The sequence below is a fragment of the Alloscardovia macacae genome, assembly GCF_002259705.1.
GTDB classification, from domain to species: domain Bacteria; phylum Actinomycetota; class Actinomycetes; order Actinomycetales; family Bifidobacteriaceae; genus Alloscardovia; species Alloscardovia macacae.
Map to the genome: position 1 here is coordinate 142663 of NZ_MWWT01000008.1, position 22413 is coordinate 165075.

Here is a 22413-nt window from a genome sequence, read left to right on the forward strand (position 1 = left end):
GCCCCCAGTTGTTTTCCTAGGCACGGCGTCCACGTTATGTGTAAGTCATCTCACTTGTGCACCGTTTTATCTGGACTCTACGCCTGTATTCAGCACATCATGAGATGACTTACACATAACTTCTCTCACAGCGCTCCACGTAAGCTGCACATCGTCTCACCATCGCCCCTGAACCGATGTATTATCCAGCTTACTTCACGCGACGCCCCGCGCACCATACGCTACGCACAGCCCACGTATCCGCATCGAGAAGATTGAAATCAGCCGCATAGCCAGAAGCCAGCAGGCCGAGCGGATACTCAGTCACCGCATTCGCCTTCTCGAACCCCAGAGCACGCGCCGGCGTGAGCGTCGCCGCCTCCACAGCATCAGTAGGCGCCATTCCCAGCTCGACGACCGCGCGCTGCACGGCCTTCTCGAGAGTGAGCGTCGAGCCCGCGATGGCGCCATTCGACACGAGGCGCGCATGCCCATCCTCCACATTCACATCCAGAGCACCGAGCAGATAGTGTCCATCCGGGCAGTCCGTAGCACTCATAGCATCCGTAACGAAGGCGATGCGGTGTGGAGCGAAGCCGAGTCCGAGCTTGAGCATCGCGTTATCCACATGGAAGCCATCGTTAATGAGCTCGATGATCACACGCGGATCTTCCGCAGCAGCCGGAATAGGCCCCGGCTTCCTGTGATGCAAGCCATTCATCGCATTAAACATATGCGTCATAATGCGCGCGCCCGCGTCAAAACCTCGTCCAGCCATGGCATAGTCGGCATCGCAGTGGCCCACAGCAGGCACCACCCCAGCCGCAGCGAACTGGCGGATAGCGCTCAGTCCGTGAGGCAGCTCTGGCGCGATGGTTATCTGCTTGAGGCTCCCATTGGCCGCCTCGAGCAGCTGCTCCACCAGTTCCGGCTCAGGATCTTTCAGACACTCCGGATCGTGCGCGCCCTTTCGCGCTAGGGCGAGGAACGGCCCCTCGAGGTGCGAGCCGAGGATGTCTGAACGAGAACCCATAAGCCCCCGCACAGTCGCGAGATTCTCGCACAGCGTGTCCACCGGATTCGTGATGAGGCTCAGTACCTGGCGCGTGGTGCCGTGCATCATATGCCCAGCGCGCGCCATTTCTATGCCGTCCACGCCATCATCGAAGGCTGCGCCCCACGCTCCATGCGCATGAATATCCACATATCCCGGCACGAGGATGAAACCACTCACATCGAGAATGTCGGACGGAGCCACACCGTATTCGATGCACGCCATGTCGAAGGCAGTAACACCGCCATCGACGCCCCCGTGCGCCCCGTCAGCCACACCACATGCTTCGATGCGCTCCCCCGAGGTGACGAGCCAGAATCCCTCTGTCACTCCCGAGGCGTCCACTTTCCGCGCACCGCGCAGAGCTACTGGACGCGCCGGCCCCGCCAGTACTTCGCGAATCCGCGCCGCGATGAGACCGCGCTCCTGCTCGACACCGCGCTCCTCCTCTACTCCGGTCACTCCACTCACTCCACTCACGCGACTCATCAGATCCCCTGCCATTCTGGCTTGTGCGCTGCCACATAGCGGTAGTAGTCGGCATACTGCAGCTGAGACGCCGCCGCCTCGTCCACGAGGATAGTGGCATGCGGATGGAGCTGAAGAGCAGAGGCTGGGCAGGTGGCGCTGACCGCCCCCTCCACCGTGTCGCGCACGGCTGCTGCCTTTCCTTCTCCGAAAGCGAGAAGTACGAGGTGACGCGCTTCGAGGATGGTCCCTATGCCCTGTGTAATGCAGTGCGTCGGTACCTGGTCGAGGTCCCCCTCGAAGAAGCGCGCATTATCCACGCGCGTCTGCTCGGTAAGCGTCTTCAGACGCGTGCGCGAGGCGAGTGAGCTTCCCGGCTCGTTAAAGCCCACGTGCCCGTCCGTGCCGATGCCGAGGATTTGCACGTCTATTCCGCCGGCCGCGCGAATGGCCGCGTCATAGGCTGGGCCCGCGGCGAGAATCTGCTCGGCGCATGCCGGGTCATCGAGTCCCGCGCCGTTCAGGCTGTCTCCCGGTACGTGAACGCGCTCCGGGTTCAGCCCGAGCGGCTCCACGACGGTGCGGGTAATGGTACTGCGATACGACTCAGGATGCGTCAGAGGCAGGCCTATATATTCGTCGAGCGCGAAGCCCTGCACGCGCGAGACGTCCGTGCCCTCTTCCTTCAGGATAGCGGCGAGTTCGCGGTATGCGGCCAGCGGGCTCGATCCTGTGGCCAGGCCGAGCACAGCGCCCGGTTTTTTCGCGATGAGGTCAGCTACGGCGCGCCCATAGATGCGTCCTGCTTCTTCCTCGTTCTGAACGATGATGACTTCTGCCATTTTTTACTCCTTTTTATCTCAATTTTTCCCACACAGCGCCGCGCCTATGGCGCCCACTGGCACACCGCTCGGCGCCAGCGCCAGGCGGTCGTCCAAGTGAAGGGATGTGATGAATTTGCTGCCCTCAGCACGACGGCTGAGTTCGGCACAGATTTCGTCGAGCAGCGGCTGGCCCGTTTTCGCCATACCGCCTGCGAGGATTATTTTCTCCGGGTCCACGGTGACGGCCAGCATGTCGATGATGTCCACGATGGCACGGATGACCGTGTCACGCACATCCACTGCCTGCATGTGGAGAGGATCGTTCGCGTCGTGTGCTCGGCGGATGATGGCTGGCATCGGCGGTGTGTCGTGCGGCCACAAACGCACTGCCGCTCCCCCACTTCCCGCAGTTTCCAGGCAGCCCACCTGTCCGCATGGGCATGGCCAGCGATGCGGCTCTATAGGAACGTGCCCCACTTCGCCCACGACTCCACTAAATCCACGGTCGAGCACGCCGTTACGCACTACGCCAGCAGCTATGCCCGTGCCGATGCTCAGGCACACGACAGTGGAAGCTGCTTCAGCCTGAGCTGCCACGCCGAGAGCTGCTGCATTCACATCGTTTTCCACGTGAACCTCTACGCACGTCGCAGCTGCGACGAGCCTGCCGAGATCCACGTAGTCCACGGCTAAGTTCGCGATGTTCTCCACCTCACCCGTGGATGAATTGACACGTCCCGGCGTGCCGATGCCGATGCTGACGGGATCGTCACTCAAAGCTCGAACGACGCTGAGCACATCCTCGACGAGTGCCTCGGAGCCCTGCCGTGCCGGAACTTCATACTCGGCGAGCACGTCAGTACTCTCTGAGGCGAGCGCGACGCCAGCTATCTTCGTGCCGCCCACGTCGATGCCCACGCGCACGCCGCTCGGCATGCTCTCACTACGCTGTGATGTCATGTGTTACCTCTCTGTTCTCGCGGACCTATCCCGCGATATTCTGCCGTATCTGCGGCACGAACTGTCTGATGACCGTCACCGCCTGCCCACGCATAGCGAGGTCCTCTCCCTGCTCGCAGCGGCGCAGCTCGGGCACCTGACGGTATTCCGAATGAATAATGGCATGAACTTCTTCGCGCATAGACCCCAGAAAAGCCTCTCCCACGATGTCAGCGGGACCATATACACAGATATCATGCACGTCCAGCAAGCCGATGGACACAGACAGCACGCGGCCGAGCACTTGGCCCGCCTGCGCGAGAATCTGCGTGCGCTTTTCTGGAGCGTCGTCTATCATCTGGCGGATGCGGCTCGGTGCGAGAAGCGCTTCGAGGCATCCGGTCTTTCCACAGGTGCAGCGCGGCCCCTGCGGATCGACGATGATATGTCCTATCTCTCCGGTCGTGAACGTATCCCCGCGCACGATCTGATCATTCAGACACAAGCTCGACCCCACTCCACGCCGCAGGGATATGAGCATGGAGTTTTCCGAACTCTCTCCGAGGAATCGCTCGGCGATGAGTGCGGCATTCGTCACATTCGAGAGCATGGTAGGGATGCCGAGGGCATCTTCCACCTGCTTTTTCAGCTCGACATTCGTCCAGCCGAGCGCCACGGAGCGCACCACGATACCTTTCGGGTCGATGATACCCGGCATGGTAATGCCGATGCCGAGAATGGCATGAGAGTCCTCGGAAGGGTCGTCCTGTGAACCTGCCAGCGCCACGAGCCGGCGGCAGAACGCGACGACGTCTTTCACCGCTAGCGCCTTCTTTCCCCGAGGCTGCGGCATCTCCGCTCGCTCCACGATGCGTCCACACAAGTCCACGAGAGCGCCTGTAATGACGTATTCCTGAGACAGATCCACGGAGATGACACGCCAGTATGCCGTGTCGATGGCGATGACAGGCGACGGCTTTCCGCGCCCTGCCGGCTGCAGCGAGCCCACTTCGCGCACGATGCGATGTTCCTGCATCTCCACAGCGACTTCACCCACCGCCATGCGCGACAGTCCGAGCCTTCGCGTCAAGTCCGTGCGGCTCAGCTGCGCGTTCGGAAAGAGCAGCTGAAACACGGCCATGACGTTATGCGCGCGGATGCCCGGCGGCGTGGTTTTTTTCGCTGTAGTCATGCGCTCGTCCTTTGAGTCAGGTGTCTGTTATTCGTGAGTGTAGCATCAATTTTTATATTTGTCTACTTAGTTAACAATTAATCACGTCATGCACGTTTACATGAGTCTATAACGGGTTTGCTCGCACGGCTTCTCTTAGCCTTTGGCGACACGAACTTTTTTCGCAAGGTAAGATGATATAATCTGTTTTCATGACTACCCCATTTATTCTGAGGGATGTGGTGGGCGAGGACGCAGCCACATCCTTGCGCGTCAGCGACTATGCCGCGCACATTCTCAGCTGGACCCCTGCCAGCCAGCACACCTCTGCCTTATGGACGCCGAACACTATGGCGTTTGGCGAGGGCGTGGCTTTACGTGGAGGCATTCCGGTTATTCTGCCGTGGTTTGCGTCGGGCTACTCTGTGCCACGCAGAGAGAACCTTTCGTACGCCCCGAAGCATGGGCTCGGCCGCGTGAACTTCTGGGAGTATGACGCCCAGTCTTCTCACTCCCACCTGCGCTACACCTATGCCGGATCACACGAGGACTTCGGCACTTTTCATGCAGACTATGAGATACTGCCTTCTTCCGATGAGCTGACCGCCAGGCTGACACTCCATAACGATAACGACCATCCCGTCACCTTCGAAATGGCTCTGCACACCTACTTCCGCGTGGGAGATGTGCGCTCCATCGAGGTCTATGGGCTGCAAGGGGCATCCTACATCGATGCTGCGCATGGCTGGGCCGAGTATGTACAGGATTCGACTACTCTCACTTTCCCCGAGGAGACTGACCGGATATATCTGAGCACAGCAGACACGTCCATCCTCGACCCCGTACTCTCACGCCGCATCCACATTCATCCGGACGGAACGACGAATACTGTCATCTGGAATCCCGGTGAAGCCGGGGATTCCTTCCCAGACATGGCACCTGGAGACTGGAGGCACTTCGTGTGCATCGAGGCAAGCGCATGTAAGGATGGTGCCGTGAGTATTCCTGCGGGCGGAAACCATAGTATCGCGCAGACCATCCGCGTGGCAGACCTGACTCCCGAGCACTCTGCACTTTAGCGTTTTCAGTGTCCTTTTTAGCAGATGCGGCCGTTCTCGCTCCTGTATGCACGTTCCCAGTGGACCTCAGCAGGAGCAGAACGGTCCCATCCACGCTACCCGTAACGACACTACAGAATCAGTAATTTGTATACTTACATTACGGATACCACACACCCTCCCACCCCTTGTTTTTCCTCGGTTTTTCAGCGCCACCCACCCCGGCCAAAAAAATTTCTTCATAAATTTTCCCATTTTTGTCATTTGTCTTTACAAATAGATGTATACTAAAAATTACTGTGATACGAATCACGGTCATACCACTATCCTCAAGGGGGAGGTTTTTATGTCTACTACCCAGACAGTATCCTCCGTACAGGTGAAGAAGGCTGAGCGATATGCCACTACTCTGGCACTTATCGTGACGCTGGGCCCACTCTTCTACGGATTTGAAGGCATGGTGCTGAACGGCGCCATCAGTGCAGTCGGCAGCGAGTTCCACCTCGGTGCCCTCGCTAAGGGTATAGCCGGCTCGGCCGGCATCATCGGTGGCCTCATCGGCTCTGTCATAGCCGGCCGCCTGTCCGACCACATCGGCCGCCGTGGCGTGCTGCTGTGGGTGGGCCCACTTCTCATGTTCGAAGCTATCTTCGGCACCCTGTGCCCATACCTCGGAGGATACCCATTCCTCCTGCTGTGCCGCGTAGTCGGCGGCATCGGCTTCGGCGCTGCCACCACAGTGGCACCAGGATATGTGGCGGAGATCTCGCCGGCGCGCATCCGCGGCCGCCTCATCTCCTTCCGCCAGCTGGCCATCATCCTCGGTCTGCTCTTCGCAGCTGTGGCGAACATGGCTGCTCGTCAGATAGCTGGCTCCTCTTCGGCAGAAGTCTTTATGGGCATTAAGGCCTGGCAGGTCATGTTCCTGTGCCTCATCATTCCAGCACTCATCTACATGGTGCTCATGCCATTCATCCCTGAGTCCCCACGCTATCTCGTCACGAAGGGGAAGGACCACGAGGCTGCACGCATTCTGTCTCGCCTCTCTGACGGCACGGACCGCGCGGATAACCCTGCTGCCCTCCAGCAGATTCAGGCCATTAAGGACACTCTCGGCGGTGGAGCTTCCCAAGCTCTCGGCATGGTGGCTGTGCTGAAGTCGAAGTGGCGTACCCTCGTCTTCGTGGGTATGGCTCTGGCTGCATTCCAGCAGCTCACCGGTACGAACGGCATCTTCTTCTACTCGAATACTCTCTTCCAGGCTGTGGGTATGCCAGAGTCTTCTGCGTTCCAGCAGACTCTCATCCTCACCTGTTTTAAGATCGTGGGCGTCACTGCTGGCATTCTGCTCGTGGACCACGTAGGTCGCAAGCGCATGCTCATGTACGGTGGCACGCTCATGTTCGTAGCTCTCGGTACGGTGGCCACCGTCTTTACTGTGGCTCCTATGGGTGCGAACGGTCCTGATATCAGCCACAGCCCAGTCCTCGGCTTCCTCGCTGTGGCGGCACTGTGCTGCTTCCTGCTCGGATTCACCTCGTCATGGGGTCCTATCTTCTCAGTCATGATGGGTGAGATGTTCCCGAACCAGATCCGCGGTAGCGCCATGTCTCTGGCCTCCGGCTCGGACTTCCTCTTTAACCTCATCATCGTTCTGCTCTTCCCATACCTCGTGGAATGGTCGCCAGCCTTTACGTACTGGATGTACTGCGGCTTCGGTGTCCTCGCGGTCATCTTCGCGTGGAAGTTCCTCGAAGAGACGAAGGGCAAGTCCCTCGAAGACATGGGTAAGTAACGGGTACGTAGCAGGTACGTAAAAAGAAAGGATTTATCATGACAGGACGCATTCCTGAAAACGTGAAAAACGTCATCACCTTTATGACAGACCAGCATCGCATCGATACGCTCGGCTGCCTGGGAAACGTGCACGCACACACGCAGAACATCGATTCTCTGGCAGAAGAAGGCTGCATTTTTGCGAAGGGATTCACTCCGTCGGCCATCTGCACGCCAGCACGTGCATCCATGCTCACTGGCCAGCTGCCATTTAAGCATCAGACTCTGGCAAACCCAGAGTGGAACATCGCCTACTCTACGGCCATTCCAGAAACAGACTGGACATACACCCAGGCTCTACGCGACCACGGGTATAACGTGGGCATGGTGGGTAAGTACCACTGTGGCACGAATCTGCCAGATAAGTTCGGCTGTGATGATGACACCTTCTGGGGAGCCGAGAATCCAGTGGCAAACGAGCAGTATGTGGCGTGGCTGGAAGAGAATGAATTGCCACCAGTGAAAGCTCACGAATTCTGGCGCGGAAAGCTGCCAGGAAACCGCGACGGGCATATCCTGGCTGCACGCCTCGACCAGCCAGAAGAAGCGACCTTCGAGCGTTTCATCGCGGACCGTTCCATCGCGCGCCTGCGCCAGTACGCGGCGGAATATAAGGAAAGCGGAAAGCCGTTCAGCCTCGACGTGCACTTCTTCGGGCCGCATCTGCCATACTTCCTGCCGGACGAGTGGTTCGACCTCATCGATCCGAATGACATCGTACTACCGGAAAGCTTCGGCGACTCGCTCATCGCGAAGCCGAAAGTCCAGCAGAATTACGCGACGTACTGGTCCACATCCTCCTTTAACACCGAGGAGTGGAAGAAGCTCATCGCCGTGTACTGGGGCTACGTGGCCATGATCGACTTCGAGATAGGCCGCATCTTAGACGCCGCTCGCGAGCTCGGCCTCATGGATGACACGGCCATGTTCTTCACCGCTGACCACGGCGAGTTCACGGGCGCACATCGCCTGAACGATAAGGGTCCTGCGATGTACGATGACATCTACCGCATCCCGTTCATCGCGCGCATTCCAGGTCTGACGCATGGCGAGAAGCGCGACGAGTACGTCTCGCTCATCGACATTCCGGCTACCATTATGGACATCGCGGGCATCGACCCAGCGAAGGTGGAGGATGGGCGTTCGCTCGTGCCTCTGCTGGCTGGCGAGGTGCCGGAGGACTGGCGGCAGAACATGGTCTGCGAGTTCCACGGCCTGCACTTCCCTATCCAGCAGCGCATGCTCAGGACGGACGACTATAAGCTCGTCATCTCGCACGAGTCCATTAATGAGCTCTACGACCTGAAGCACGATCCATTCGAGCTGAATAATCTCTACACCGCTCCGGCCTTCGACGAGGTTCGCCGCGAGATGGCCGCCGAGCTGTATACGCAGCTCAAGGAGCGCGGAGACAGTTCGTTCGCGAAATGGATGGCTGCCATGACGGAGTTCGACATTCCGCTGTCGAATACCGCGCGTTCCGACTGGGACGACGTGGCGAAGTAAGCCCCATTCCCCATTCTTGTGTGCGGGGTGCGCGAGCTTCCTACCCTGCTCGCGTCCCTGCACACGTTTTCGTTTTCTCTCTGATCGAGTGGAAAGGTCCTGTTATGTCTTCTGCAGCATCTGTACTGCCGGCAGCGCCCGTGCTGACAGCCGCGCCGGCCGGAGCGCCGCTCACGCGCACGCAGCTTCCGTTTTCCATCGTCGCGAAGCCGACGGGAGCCGCATGTAATCTCGACTGCCAGTACTGCTTCTTCCTCTCGAAGGAGCTGCTGTACAGCGCGCATAAGCAGCAGATGAGCGAGGAGACGCTCGAGACCTACGTGGCCGAGTACCTGGCTGCGAGCGCGGATGGCGAAGTGACCATGCTGTGGCAGGGCGGCGAGCCGACGCTGCGTGGACTGGACTTTTTCCGCCGGCTCGTCGAGCTGTGTGAGGTGTACCGCCGCCCTACGCAGACGGTCAAGCACGCTATTCAGACGAACGGGACACTCATCACGCCTGAGTGGGCGCAGTTTTTGAAGGAGCATCACTTCCTCGTAGGCATCTCCATCGATGGTCCTGAGGAGTATCATGACTTTTACCGCGTGAATCGCGCGGGCCGCGGCACGCATGCGCTCGTCGTGCGCGGCTGGAATTATCTGCGTGAGGCGGGCGTGGACTGTAATATCCTGTGCACCGTGCATCACGCGAACGAGGCGCACGGCCGCGAGGTGTATACCTACTTCCGCGATACGCTGGGTGCGGATTTTATCCAATTCATCCCTATCGTGGAGCGCGTGGACCCAGCGCAGCTGGAGCGTGCGGAGAGGGGCGGCTGGCGTAAAACTGGGAAAGACAGCGTGGGTCTGCTGTATAAGCAGGCTGGAGATGCTGTCACCTCGCGTTCGACGAAGCCTGAACTCTACGGACAGTTCCTCTGCGATGTCTTCGACGAATGGATATCCCATGACGTGGGACGCGTGTATGTACAGGATTTCGATGCCGCGCTCGGCGCTCTCTTTAACCAGTACACGGTATGCTCCCACGCTCCCGAATGTGGGACGAATATGGCTCTCGAATTTAATGGAGACGTCTACGCCTGCGACCACTGGGTGGAGCCTGACTGGTTCGTGGGAAATGTGACGGAATCCCCCTTCGCTGATCTCGCTCAGACACCGGTCATGCGCGAATTTGCAAAAAAGAAGCACGCACAGCTCACCCAGCAGTGCCTCACGTGTCCGTTTAAGCGCATGTGTAATGGCGGCTGCCCGAAGGATCGCTTCGTACGCTCGCGCGACGGTGAACTCGGCCAGAACTACCTGTGCCCAGGATATACGAAGTTTTATGCACACATTCGACCAGATATGGTGGGCATGGCGCGCCTTCTGCGCTCCCAGCATGCTCCTGCCGAGATTATGAATCCCCTCGTGCGCGCTCAGGTGCGCGCTCGAGCGTAAAGAAAGTTTTTTATGACGTCATCTCTTCTTCTCGCCCTCATCATCGGACTAGGCGTGGGGCTCGTCGTGGGCGCCCTGGGCGCTGGCGGCGGAATCCTCTCCGTTCCTGTACTCGTGTACATCCTGGGCATGGAGCCTCATGCTGCTTCAGCCGGTTCCCTCGTCATCGTGGGACTAACTGCTCTCGTCTCTCTCATCCCCCGCTCGCGCGAGGGCTTCGTGCGCTGGAAGGATGGGGTGGTATTCGGAGCACTGTCCACCGTGGGCACGTTCGCCGGTTCTCGACTGTCCGGATGGCTCGATGCGCGTGTGCTCATGCTCCTGTTCAGCGCCCTGCTGGCTGTGGTGGGCGTGGTCATGCTCATCAAAGCACTGCGTCCCACTGAGGTGAGCCACGCACCCGAGCAGCGCAGCATCATGAAGCTTCTCCTGTGTGCCACAGCCACGGGCTTCCTCACAGGATTCTTCGGAGTGGGTGGGGGCTTCGCTGTGGTGCCTATGCTCGTGCTCGCTCTCGGCTTTAGCATCCGAGAAGCCTCCTCCACCTCCCTACTGGTCATGATTATCGCCTCGAGCGTAGGGCTGCTCTCGCGCATCGGCTCACCAGTGAGCGTGGACTGGCTGACGGTACTCATCTTCGCTGCGGCCTCCATGGCTGGTGGCCTCATGGGAGCACCCCTGTCTCGACGTGTGAAGGCCAGCACCCTCACGCTCATCTTCGGAGTGCTCCTGCTCGCCGTGGCAGGGTTTGCTCTCGTGCAGACGCTGTGGTTCTAGACACACGTGGGGCCTGCCACGTATGGCAGACCCCACTGATAAGAGAAGGAAGAATTGACCTTCTTACTCGTCACTACCCGGCTGAGGAATAAGGAAGGAAGCCAGCAGAGCGAGGACCACGAGTACGAGGCCCGTACCCAGCGCTGCCGTGTAGCCAGCCGTCACGCTCGAACCAGTGAACATGTTCAGCGCAGCATAGAGCGCCACGTAGCTCAGGCCCGCACCGAGGTTAAACGCACCCGCGTTCAGACCAGGGAGGTAACCAGGGTTATCCTCAGGCGAGAGCACGATGCCCAGGCCGTTCAGCATGATATTCGCCGTACCCGCGTAGCTGAAGCCGAGGATGACAGACACGAGCACGAGACCCCAGATGGACGGATGCGCGGCCACGAAGAAGCCAGCAGCCACGCCCACGAGCGTGACGATAAGACCGCCGCGCAGAACCGCGCGATATCCGAACTTCGACGCGAGCACGCCAGCCACAGGGCCGAACGCGAGGCCGATGAGCGCGTATGGAGTCAGCGTGGCGAACGACATCACCGTAGCGCCGAGGCCAGTACCATACTTCGGATCCTGCGCGATAGCTGGAACGATACCGTTCATCACAGCGAAAACGCCAGTCATGGTCAGGGTGGTGGTCAGCAGAAGACCCCACGTGCGGCGCTGCTTCATGTAGAAAGTGGAGACCATAGGAGCCTTCTTACGCTTCTCAGTCTGCCAGAAGGCCACGAAGCAGACGGCAGCGACGAGCACGAGGACACCAGCGTAGAGCCAGTTCGCAGAAGCAAGCTTCTGCATTTCGTTAATAGCGGTGATGAGCGTACCCATAGCCACGACAAGGAAGAACACGCCGAGCCAGTCCATAGCAGGAGTCTCCTTCGCCGTGCTTTCTTCAGCGAAGAGGAAGACGAGGACGATAGCGCATGCCGCGATGACAGCCATGGCAGCGAAGACAGCGCGGAAGCCGCCCACCTCAGCCAGCCAGCCGCCGAGCAGCGCATCCACGCCCGCGATACCACCGTTCACCGACGTGAGGATGGCCATGAGCTTCGTGTAGCGCTTTTCTTCGGTGACACGATGGTGCAGCATGATGAGGCACATCGGCACCACTGGGCCCGCAGCGCCCTGCAGCACGCGGCCGATCATAAGGAACGTCACGTTCGCCGCGAGAGCCGAGATAATGCAGCCGACGGTCGTGGCCACGAGAATGCCGAGCAGAACCTTCTTACGTCCCGCGATATCCGCCAGACGCGGCAGGAACAGCGAGAAGAGCGCGGCAGCGGTGAAGAAGACCGTCTGCGTGAGCGCTATCTGTGCGTCTGTGGTGTTCAATTCTTTGCTCATGGTGGCCAGCGCTGGAGACAGCATGGAAGCATTCAGCTGGAATGCGAAGATGGCCACGAGAAGCGCTGCCATCAGTGCGACGATGGACTTTCCGCCCTCTTTCAGTTCACTCACCGTGTAAACTCCTTTATTTATCTGCCCTGTGTGAGTAGGTGTACGTACAGCGTGTGGTACGGGTGCGTGCGCCGGGTCCTCGGCGCGTGTGCGTGGCGCGCGTGGTTCACGCGTGTAAGCCGCCGCGAGCGCGTACACTTTTCTGACAACGTTCTCAAGGATATACCCATTTTTGGTTAAACGCAAAACCTAAGCAAAATCAAGGCGTGTCGGCGGACGTAAAGTGGGGTGGGTGTTCGGACGGGCTCGAACGGCGCGCAACCGAGCGTCAGAAAAAGCCCGAAAGCGACGCCGACACGCCCGAAATTTCAGGGCTTTGGGCTCACTTTGGGGCTTTTCTCGACATGCCTCCTTTTGAGCTTTTCGGACACTACCTTCTCTCGAGGCTCTCCACGATCCCCACCCCGACTAGCATCCCGCTCTTCAGATGCACCTGTCCCAAAAAGCTCACTCCTCTTTTCCTACAACGATGTATCTACGCCTCGTACAAGGATGTATCTGACGACGAGTGAGCTTTTTGGGACGGCGGCCCCTCACCCTCACCCTCACTCTCGCCCATTCTCACCCCAGCACCTACGCGCCTCACTCTCACCCGTAGTATACTAGTGTCATACCGTACGCAGCTGTACCGGTAAAAAGGAAAGACGGAGAGAATACCACGCAGGAGATGAGAGAGATGACGAGCACAGAACCACACCCGAGCGAGCACCCGAGCACGACCCCGACCACGGCCCCAAGCTCGGTCCAGACCTCGCACACCCCCGCACACCACACAGTCGCTGCCGTACCTACATCAGATAATGGCGTCATCTTCGACGTCCGCCCACTGATAGCCGTCACCTGGTCCACAGCCATCCTCAGCATTATTCTGGTCGTCGCAGCGTTCCAGAAGACAGATGCTCTCACTTTCGTCTCCCTGTACATGCACATGCGCCGCGCCTGGCTCGTGCAGATTCTCTTCTTCCTCTCCTTCTGCGGCTCCATCACCGGATACGCGGCCTGGCGTCAGAGCGGAAAGATGCTTCTGCTCGTGCCCACACTGATTAACCTCGTGTACTTTATTCCGCTGCTGTTCCAGATTTTCTAAATTTTCTAACGCTCCACTCAGCTCAGACCTGGTGAGGGGCTGCATCGTTATGGCCTCCACGACGCAGCCCCTCACCTTTGTACCCACCTCGTTCTCCACGCCCACACATCGCTCCTCTTTCACTCTTCTCTCACCCCACGCCGTAGCATGTCCGGTAGAGTCTCCATCACCACACTAAAGTGTGCTATAACAGCGTCCACACTGCGTTCGGAGTCATCCATCTCCCCCGCAGCTAAGCCTTTAAAGCCATTCACGAGCATTCCTGCTATAGCTTCAGTAAAGAAATGGCATAAGAACTTCTCAAACTCCTGGGGAACTCGACCACTCAGTCTCAGCTCCTTTTCCCTCTCGGAGATAATCCGTGTCATTAGAGCAGTGAAGTCATAGTAAAAGAAGTTCTTGAGCCCCTCGCGCCCGAGCGTATCATAAGCACAGTTGAGGATGTGCGTATTCTCCTGAACATAGTGAACGACAAAGCGGATAGCATCCTCATAATCATTCACGAGGTCGAACTGCGCCACCACCTGTACTGCCTCTTGATAGAGCATCCATTCGAGAAGCGCATTAATGTCGGCGAAATGATAGTAAAACGTCTTCCGATTAACGTGACTGTCGGCCACGAGTGCACTGACCGTTATTTTGCTCAGTGGCTTGTCGCTCATCGCTTTCTTCAGGCTCTCAGCCAGCTGAGTCTTCGTCAGCAGAGAGGATTCTTCATTCTTCATCACCTCATAGTGTACATGCTCCCAGACCATACGCGCATCCTCTCGTATCCTTCATATCCATAAAAACGCGGGGCATGTGCGCTCTTCCCCACACATACCCCACGCACCCCACACATCTCACACTCCCCTGAGACCTACTACTCCACGGACTTCAGCGCCTGCAGCATATCCACCTTCGTCAGCCGGTGATGGATGAGAACACCCAGCGCGGCAGTGATGACTCCCACCACGATGACAGGCACCACGAAGGCTTTCGCGCCCAGCCCCGGGTTAAACATCACTTCATCAGGTGGTACCACGGTGATGATGTACTGGAACAGCGCATCGCCGAGACCGTACCCCACGAGGATTCCTGCTGCTGTCAGCAGGATGGTCTCACGGAAGATATACATGGTCACTTCCTTATTAAAGAAGCCGAGTACCTTAATGGTGGAGAGCTCACGTATACGCTCGGAGACGTTAATGTTTGTGAGGTTATACAGGATGACCACCGCCAGTAGGATGGCCACGATGATGAGAATCTGCATGATTCGATTCAGCGAGGTGACGATGGTGCTGATTTGATTCATCATGGTCGTGTTCTGTACCACGCCCTTCACTCCGTCGAGTGCTACGAAGGCGCTCGCTTGCTTCTGAGCGTTCTCCATGCTCCGGTCCTTCAGAGTGACGAGATAGGCGTTTGTCGCATACGAAGTTCCGTATGTTTTCTCATACACAGAGCGATTCATGAACAGGAAGTGTCCCGTATACATCTCCGTTATGCCCGAGATACGTACTGTTCGCGAGGTGCCGTCCGCGTCGGTAAAGGTGAACGTGGAGCCCACCTGAGCACCAGTCAGCTGCGCTAAGCGCTCGCTGATAACCGCGCCGTCCGCACTCGACCCGCTCGACAGGCTCAGCGCCTCCCCATTCGCGCGCTGCTGCAGCCGGATGTACTGTCCCAGCTCGTCCGCACTCTCAGGCACGATCAGGCGAATCTCCTGCTTATCGTTATGCGCGCCGGCCGTCTTCGTCACGCTCTCATAATGCACACCCGCGTGACTGTGCACAGCCAAACTGTCCAGCAGCTTCTCGATGGCATCGCGCTCAGCGGAAGTAGCGCCGCTCTTTTCCGCCACGATGAGGTCGTACGTCATAATCTGGCCGAATTGACGCTCATTAATACCCGAAACGGAATGCTGCACGCTAAAACCAGCGAAAATGAGCATCACCGAACCGCACACGCCGAAAACGGTCATCAGCATACGCTTCTTATAGCGGAAGATGTTCCGCGCGGTCACCTTATGGTTAAAGCTCATGCGCGACCACAGCGGGGTGATGCATTCCAGCAGAATGCGCGAGCCCTGTTCCGGCGCTTTCGGCAGCAGCAGCTCGGTCGGCTTATCACGCAGCTCTTTGCGCGCGGCGAGCCATGCAGGCAGCACCGTGCTGAGGAAGGCGAGCGCGAGCGCCACGAGCGTGATGAACGGATAGAAGTGAAGCTGAATGCGCGGATAGCTGAAGCTCTTCGCGTACACGCTATAGACGATGCTCGGCAGAAGCAGATGTCCGGCGATGATGCCGATGAGCGAGCCCGCGAGGCCTGCAGCCATACCGTAGACCGTAAATTTCTTCACGATGTCGCGGTTCGTATAGCCGAGGGCTTTGAGCGTTCCCGAGTTGATACGTTCCTCGTCTACGAATCGCGCCATAGTCGTCAGCGTAACGAGCGCGGCCACAAAGTAGAGGACGAGTGGGAAGACGCGGGCGAGCGCATCCACGATATTCGAGACGCTCGAGTAGATGCGGTATCCTTCCGACCCCGGCAGTTCGCGACGCGTGTCGAGCGAGTATACCGGCTTCGTCAGCGCATCGAGCTGACTCTGCGCGTCCGCTATCTTCGCCTCGCCGTCCTCTATCTCCGCGCGAGCGCTTGGCTCCTTCTCGTTATACTGCGCCCACCCGTCCGCGAGTTCCTGGCTTTTGCGCTCGATGGTCGCGTTCGCCTCGTCAAGCTGAGCACGCGCTGCATTCAGCTGCGCATCCGCCTGCTGCTTTCGCGCGGAGTACGTCTTCTCTCCTTGGGCCAATTCCTCCTGCTTCTGCGCTATCTGCGCGCGTGCAGCGTTCAGCTGGTTCTGACCCGCCTGGATCTTCTGCGCGTTCTGAGCATACTCCGCTTCCTTCGCGTCGAGCTGTGCTTTCGCTGCGTTCAGCTGGGCGCGTGCCTGCTGAACCTGCTGAGTCTGCTCTTCCTGCGTCCCGCCGAGAAGACCGGCAGCTGCCGCCTGCTCGAGCTGGGTGACCTGCTGGTCCTTCTGCGCATAGTCTGCCTGAGCAGCGTCGAGCTGAGCGCGCGCCTGGCTGAGCTGATTCTGTGCCTGATTCAGCGCGTCGCTCTGCTGGCGCACCTGCTCCTGAGCTGCTTCGAGCTGCGCGCGTCCTGTGTTCAGCTGCGCGCGTGCGGAAGCGAGCTGACGTGCGGCGTCTGCCTTTTTCGTCTCGTAGGTGTTCTTCCCGTTCGCATACTGGGTGCGAGCGTCGGCGAGCTGCTTGTCGCCTTCTGTCAATGTATCGTGGGCGTCACTCAGCTGCTTTTTTGCATCATCGACCTTTGTCTGCGCCTCGTCTATCTTCTCCTGGTATGTCTTTTTTATGGCAGCGAGACGTTCGGACGGCTGGTCTTCGAGAGCAGTGTCCAGCGCCTTCTTATGCTGGGTGATCTTTTGCGTGTACTCGTCCGAGTACGGGTCCAGGCCCTGCGTATCGGTGAAGCTCAGGCGAGCTATCATATACACATCCGAGTCGAAGGCGTCTGGAGTGACCACACCATACCCCTCGAGTTCACCCGTGCCCGCCGTGGACTGACCGCGGTTAATCGTGGACATCAGCTCGCTCGACTGCGCGAAACCGACCACAGTGAAGCTATGGTGTCTGAGCACAGTATGTCCTGCTGCGTCTTCTTTTTCTGTGAAGTCTATGGTGCTGCCGAGCTTATACTTCCCGTCGCTTTCGAAGCGCGGGTCGAGCGCTATCTCGGTGCTGGTCTTCGGCATGCGTCCAGACTTGAGCTCGTAGAGAGACAAGTCCTTCGTTTGCGAGTAGATACGCATGCTCGTATCCGTGTTCGTCACAGTCACATCTTTGAGGTATCCATACTCGAGGTGCTGGATGCCAGAGACAGAGCTGATGGCTTTCTCGTTCGCCTCATCGATGCCATAGTCTCCTATGACGCTCACGTCAGCGAGCTTATGCTCGGCGAAGTAACTGGCTCCTGTGGCGCGCATATCCGGGCCCGTCACATACAGGCCCACGAGAGCGAAGGAGCCCAGTGCTATGAGGCACAGGATAGAGATGAAGCGCGTAAGTGACTTCGTAAAACTGATACGGATATCTTTATGAAGTATTCTTTTCGACATGTTTTACCACTCGATCTGTTCGATGGGCGTAGGATGGGCATTCACTTCGATGCTTTTCACTGTTCCGTCATGCATGTGAATGACGCGGTCTGCTATGGGAGCGATGGCAGCGTTATGTGTCACGATGATGACGGTGGCACCTTTCACTCGGCTCATATCCTGCAGAATCTTCAGCACCTGCTTACCCGTGTTATAATCCAGCGCACCGGTCGGCTCGTCACACAGGAGAATCTTCGGATTCTTCGCCACTGCTCGAGCTATGGCCACGCGCTGCTGCTCACCGCCCGAGAGCTGCGCAGGGAAATTATTCAGTCTCTTTTCCAGTCCCACATCGATGAGTGCTTGCGTAGGATCCTGCGCATTTTCTACTATCTCCGAAGCGAGTTCCACATTTTCTTTCGCGGTGAGATTCTGGACGAGATTATAAAACTGAAAAACGAATCCCACATCATAGCGGCGGTAGCCTATCCGGTCTTTATCCGTATATTCAGAGATGTTCTTCCCGTCGATGAAAATGGATCCTTCATCATTCGTATCCATGCCGCCGAGGATGTTCAGCATGGTGGATTTTCCGGCTCCCGATGTACCGAGAATGATGGCGAGTTCGCCCTTTTCGATGGAAAAGTTCACGTCATGGTTTGCCTCGATGACCGTGTCACCCATAGTGTAGCGCTTAAAGCTATGCTGCACGTCTATATAGCTCATGTCTTTTCTCCTTAGTCCAAACAACTCTGTTCAGTCTACGGAGCTTCTTTTCGCAGTACTACGGACAAACACACCGTGAGTGTGGTATAAGTAAGAGGGGAAGCACGCGTACGGCGCTTCCCCTCTTACTTATGTCAATTTTTCCCTTTTACTTCGTGTGTTCTCTCCTCCTCATCTGGAGCGTGACTCCTGCCGTGGACAGAAGAAGAATCAGCACGAGACCAGTCGCGACGTTCACGCCTGTCTTCGCTAGTACTGGCTTCTTCTCAGGAGTACCCGTATTCACAGTCGGAACCTCAGTCACAGGCTCAGCTACAGGCGCATACTCGACTGTCACCTCTGTATCTTCTATCGCCTTCGCCTCTGCCACACTCTCGAGAGACGCCGTGTATCCTTCCACAGGGTCTAACGCAAGCTTCGCAAAGAGTCCTTCAGACCACGCGCCCTCCGACACTTCGCTCGTGGCGAGATCCTTCTCATTCACGCGAGTCAGCTCCACAGTCTGCACCACATCATCCTTCAGCTTCTTACCCGTAACCTTATCGATGAAATGAATACGACGCGTATACGACTGCTTCTGCTCGACACTGACCACAGCATGATCAAACCACACCGTAAACTCAGTATCCTCCGTCGCAGAAGAATCGGACAAGCCAGGCACATCCGCAATCGAACGCACATACCGCTCACTCGACGGAACACGCACCACAGGCCACACACCAGACGACCACGAATCCCCCTCAAGCACACCCGACTGAGCATTCACCCGAGCAGAATGCTCCACCGTCGCTGTATCCTTCTGATCATCAGCAACCTTCGCATTCGTCGCCCGATCACGGAAATGCACCACACGCATCACCGTTTTCGACTCTCGATTACCCACACCCACGACACGAGTCACAGGGCGAGAAACCGTGCGCTGAGCACTTGTAGACTGGAGATTATTCTCATCGTGGTTAAAAGAATACGTCGTCACTTTCTCAGACTTACCCTCTTGACCCTCAGTCTTCACCTTCTGTACACCATACCCAAGGCTCGAATCCGCCTCAAAACGCGTCTCAAAACCTACCGACGACTGCTCACTCGCATCCTTCGGAATGTAATAGAACACCACACTCACCCGATCCGTAGACGATAATGTCCCCCTCGCATTATCCGGCATAAATGCCAGCCTATAGCCCTCAGGAACCTTCCCCTCATCCAAAGACTTAGCCTCATACGAGTCACCCACACGAGTATCCAGCTTCACCGGATCGACAATATCAGACTGAGTATTATCCGCCTTCACCTGCACATAACGAGCAGACACATGACCAGCAGTCCACCCATACTCCACAGGAACCCTAGCCACATTATCACTCGAATCCACATCACCCAACGCATCAATACGTGTGACTAGGTCATAGCTTGCCTTCGGCAAATCCTTATCCGCCACCACAACCAGCGACACATCCAAACTACCACCAATAGGCAAGAACGGAACACTACCCGTCATCACCCCCTTAGACGTATCCCACATCCAGTCCGACGGACACTGCGCACCACTATGAGACACACACGACGGCTTCGCAGACGGGTCTTTCAGACTCAAACCATACATCGGAACAGTCAACGACAACGGCGCATTACGCACAAAACCAGCCGAATTACGCACCGTCGACGACAACACCACATCCTCACCACGCTTCGGAGACTGAGTCGAGGCAGCAGCAGAAATGGATGGAGAATTACAGATAAACGTCGTCTTCAGAGGGTTATATGTTTCTCCAAAATCTTCGATACCATGAGCCAGAGTGAAAACTCCACCTAGAGGACACGAGAAGACTGGATGTACTGTCATGCTTATTCTCATCTGCGAATGTCCCTTCAGCTGTACACGGCGCGGAAGATCATTCCACAGTAGCGTAGATTCTCTATTCCAGTAGGTATGAATCCAGTCTATATCACGAAAATCTGCATTCCATGCAGTATCTGAGTTCACTTTTTTATGGGTAAATGGGCACACCGTTTCACCTCGAGTCTCACATACCAAATCCGCAGTGTAGGAATAATTCAGGGGTCTACCTTCGAGCTTATCCCCCAAATATAGTGTGGTATCACTGTCACCATCATTCGTATAGGTGTAGGTATACGTCACAGATTCACCACGTACTGCTTTGTGCTTATCTACGTGCGATTCCTCCTTGACAGGACGTACATTACACGCAGTATCCACGTGCACATGTCCAGTTTTTTCTTCGTGTGTAGGGTCAGCATTATACTCATCTAGGTCACTAACTAGCTGGGGGTGTAGTCCTATCGCATAATACAATGAGGCTCCGCCACATGTCAGGTCTACTGATACGGGTATAATCAGAGTTATGGAACTTCCCGCTGGCAAATCTAGCTTTTGCTCCGTTCCACCTATGAGACTGCGTCCTTTCAGCTCGTCTAGATTCGTTTCGAACTGCGCATCTGGTATACGCTGTCTTTTCTGAGACGCCCACGCCGGACATACTGCCCCACCTACTGCAGTACATGTCATCATGTAAGTGGCATCAGTAGAGAAGTGATTCTTCATGGCAGAGAAGTCTCCATGATCATCATCAGACAGATAGAATTGATCATATACGGGAACGTTTTTGAGATCACGCCCACTGGTATTTGTGAACGTAACCGTAGTTACACGACTAGGCGAATCAGAAGTTTCCGGATTCTCTACTTTTTGGCTTATCTCTATGTCGCGGTCATCTACGCACTCGTGAAGTACATCAAGCTGAGAAGTCACACTATCTGTTCCATTCCCCGACCGTAAGCTCTCGTGAAGATGCTCAGCACCTTGCGTATCACCATTCTGTATAAAAAAGACACTATGCTGAATCTGTACATGATCCTTCTGTATACCGCACGGGAGCATCAGCTTCATATCGATATCAAAAGTAAGAGATGAACGAGCAGGAATGGAGATAAAGTTATTCAGTACTTCCGTTCCACCTCCATAGAGATTATTATCTTCGAAAGCCTCTGTCTCAATCCCCCACGCATCCGTATGGAATCTCCTCGTCAGTGTCTTCTCGAGCAAACGACAGATAGCCTTTCCGGTAGTAGTACACTCCGTATGGAATGTGATATACCCGTTCTCCTCCATGTTCGGAAGGTTCGTCAGCTTTAATCCACTGACCGCTCGCCCATTCACGTACGAATCTCTATCCGTAGTATTCGTATACGTCACCGTATAATGCTGAACTTCTCCATATGTAAAAGACTTCTTCGTCTGCTGCACTGATATCTCAGGCTCGTTTCCTGTACTGATACGAAACTCAGAAGTCACACTATTATTTCCCGGGAGGACGTCCTGCGAAGCACTCACCGTAGCTGTGATTCTCGACTGTTCCTGAGATATCTCAAAAGGATAACGCCCATAGAGTGTAAAGACCATGCTCTTTCCGGCTGGTAGAGAAATACGAGCTGAAAAAGTTTGCGCCCCATGGTCCTCTCCATCAGTTTTCTTCACCTCCTTGACATAGGGGACTCCATCATCCACATGCGTACATATGAGGTCGACTTCCGAATTCTGCGCACCGTTATCAAGCTTCACGCTCAGCTCAGCATCGGAGACGTCCTTTGTGCCAGTATTCTTCACTGTGATGTGATTTTCGAGCTTACTTCCCATAAGCACGCTACCAGAACCACCACTCATCTCTACCGCGAGATCCACTCCTTGAGTGCGTACACCAGCCGATGGAGTATTCTCCCCAGTTTCTGCCGCATACGCAGATGGCACTCCTCGCCACACACCACCCGTCATTCCCGAAGATACCGGTCCGACTGTGAGTCCTGCACACAGGATAGCGAGCACTACCCCATATCCGACTGCTCTCCTTCTTCTCTCTCTAAGCTTCATAGTCTAACCTCCTTATAGCGTCTGTGCTACAAAGCTTTACCCACTCCCTTGAGGCTTCTTATTTAGTTGCCTACCTTACATTATATTTGTATTCATCGACCACGAAGTC

16 protein-coding genes are annotated in these 22413 nt (G+C 56.6%); 6 read left to right on the forward strand and 10 right to left on the reverse strand.

The window, feature by feature from the left end; genetic code table 11:
• Nucleotides 1-190: 190 nt before the first annotated feature.
• The 4 genes from nagA to ALMA_RS06455 are packed head-to-tail and all read right to left on the reverse strand — an operon-like array spanning nt 191 to nt 4456.
• A complete protein-coding gene (nagA, locus tag ALMA_RS06440; RefSeq protein WP_377866727.1) occupies nt 191-1495 on the reverse strand; it encodes an N-acetylglucosamine-6-phosphate deacetylase in 1305 nt (434 codons plus the stop codon).
• 26 nt (nt 1496-1521) lie between these two features.
• Nucleotides 1522-2343, reverse strand: a complete 822-nt coding sequence (nagB, locus tag ALMA_RS06445; protein WP_094726881.1) for a glucosamine-6-phosphate deaminase — start codon at nt 2341-2343, stop codon at nt 1522-1524.
• 18 nt (nt 2344-2361) lie between these two features.
• Nucleotides 2362-3285, reverse strand: coding sequence for an ROK family protein (locus tag ALMA_RS06450; protein WP_094726882.1), 924 nt, complete (start codon nt 3283-3285; stop codon nt 2362-2364).
• A 25-nt stretch (nt 3286-3310) separates the two neighbouring features.
• Nucleotides 3311-4456, reverse strand: coding sequence for an ROK family protein (locus ALMA_RS06455; protein ID WP_244568902.1), 1146 nt, complete (start codon nt 4454-4456; stop codon nt 3311-3313).
• Nucleotides 4457-4647: 191 nt separating this feature from the next.
• Here ALMA_RS06455 and ALMA_RS06460 point away from each other — a divergent pair, with 191 nt between their 5' ends.
• Nucleotides 4648-5514 (forward strand): D-hexose-6-phosphate mutarotase, encoded by an 867-nt coding sequence (locus ALMA_RS06460; protein ID WP_094726883.1) that lies wholly within the window; start codon nt 4648-4650, stop codon nt 5512-5514.
• A gap of 139 nt (nt 5515-5653) precedes the next feature.
• Here the strand turns inward: ALMA_RS06460 and ALMA_RS08155 are convergent, their stop codons facing one another.
• Complete coding sequence (locus ALMA_RS08155) at nt 5654-5812, reverse strand: hypothetical protein (RefSeq protein WP_158520680.1); 159 nt, start codon at nt 5810-5812, stop codon at nt 5654-5656.
• 27 nt (nt 5813-5839) lie between these two features.
• Between ALMA_RS08155 and ALMA_RS06465 the strand changes: the two genes are divergently transcribed.
• The 4 genes from ALMA_RS06465 (at nt 5840) to ALMA_RS06480 (ending at nt 11048) form a co-directional block, all read left to right on the forward strand.
• A complete protein-coding gene (locus ALMA_RS06465; RefSeq protein WP_094726884.1) occupies nt 5840-7288 on the forward strand; it encodes a sugar porter family MFS transporter in 1449 nt (482 codons plus the stop codon).
• Between the two features lie 38 nt (nt 7289-7326).
• On the forward strand, nt 7327-8835 hold the full coding sequence (locus ALMA_RS06470; RefSeq protein WP_094726885.1) for a sulfatase family protein: 1509 nt from the start codon (nt 7327-7329) through the stop codon (nt 8833-8835).
• A gap of 104 nt (nt 8836-8939) precedes the next feature.
• A complete protein-coding gene (locus ALMA_RS06475; RefSeq protein ID WP_094726886.1) occupies nt 8940-10271 on the forward strand; it encodes an anaerobic sulfatase maturase in 1332 nt (443 codons plus the stop codon).
• A 12-nt stretch (nt 10272-10283) separates the two neighbouring features.
• Nucleotides 10284-11048 (forward strand): sulfite exporter TauE/SafE family protein, encoded by a 765-nt coding sequence (locus tag ALMA_RS06480; RefSeq protein WP_094726887.1) that lies wholly within the window; start codon nt 10284-10286, stop codon nt 11046-11048.
• 63 nt (nt 11049-11111) lie between these two features.
• Here the strand turns inward: ALMA_RS06480 and uriT are convergent, their stop codons facing one another.
• Complete coding sequence (gene uriT / locus ALMA_RS06485; RefSeq protein ID WP_446681704.1) at nt 11112-12506, reverse strand: uridine transporter UriT; 1395 nt, start codon at nt 12504-12506, stop codon at nt 11112-11114.
• Between the two features lie 676 nt (nt 12507-13182).
• On the opposite strand from uriT, the gene ALMA_RS06490 reads away from it, so the two are divergent.
• Complete coding sequence (locus ALMA_RS06490; protein ID WP_094726888.1) at nt 13183-13593, forward strand: hypothetical protein; 411 nt, start codon at nt 13183-13185, stop codon at nt 13591-13593.
• Between the two features lie 119 nt (nt 13594-13712).
• Here the strand turns inward: ALMA_RS06490 and ALMA_RS06495 are convergent, their stop codons facing one another.
• The 4 genes from ALMA_RS06495 to ALMA_RS06510 all read right to left on the reverse strand — a co-directional run bounded on the left by ALMA_RS06495 (nt 13713) and on the right by ALMA_RS06510 (nt 22304).
• Complete coding sequence (locus tag ALMA_RS06495; protein ID WP_094726889.1) at nt 13713-14348, reverse strand: TetR/AcrR family transcriptional regulator C-terminal domain-containing protein; 636 nt, start codon at nt 14346-14348, stop codon at nt 13713-13715.
• 107 nt (nt 14349-14455) lie between these two features.
• On the reverse strand, nt 14456-17716 hold the full coding sequence (locus ALMA_RS06500; protein WP_094726890.1) for an FtsX-like permease family protein: 3261 nt from the start codon (nt 17714-17716) through the stop codon (nt 14456-14458).
• Between the two features lie 3 nt (nt 17717-17719).
• On the reverse strand, nt 17720-18421 hold the full coding sequence (locus tag ALMA_RS06505) for an ABC transporter ATP-binding protein (protein ID WP_094726891.1): 702 nt from the start codon (nt 18419-18421) through the stop codon (nt 17720-17722).
• A 148-nt stretch (nt 18422-18569) separates the two neighbouring features.
• On the reverse strand, nt 18570-22304 hold the full coding sequence (locus ALMA_RS06510) for a mucin-binding protein (protein ID WP_094726892.1): 3735 nt from the start codon (nt 22302-22304) through the stop codon (nt 18570-18572).
• Nucleotides 22305-22413 lie beyond the last annotated feature (109 nt).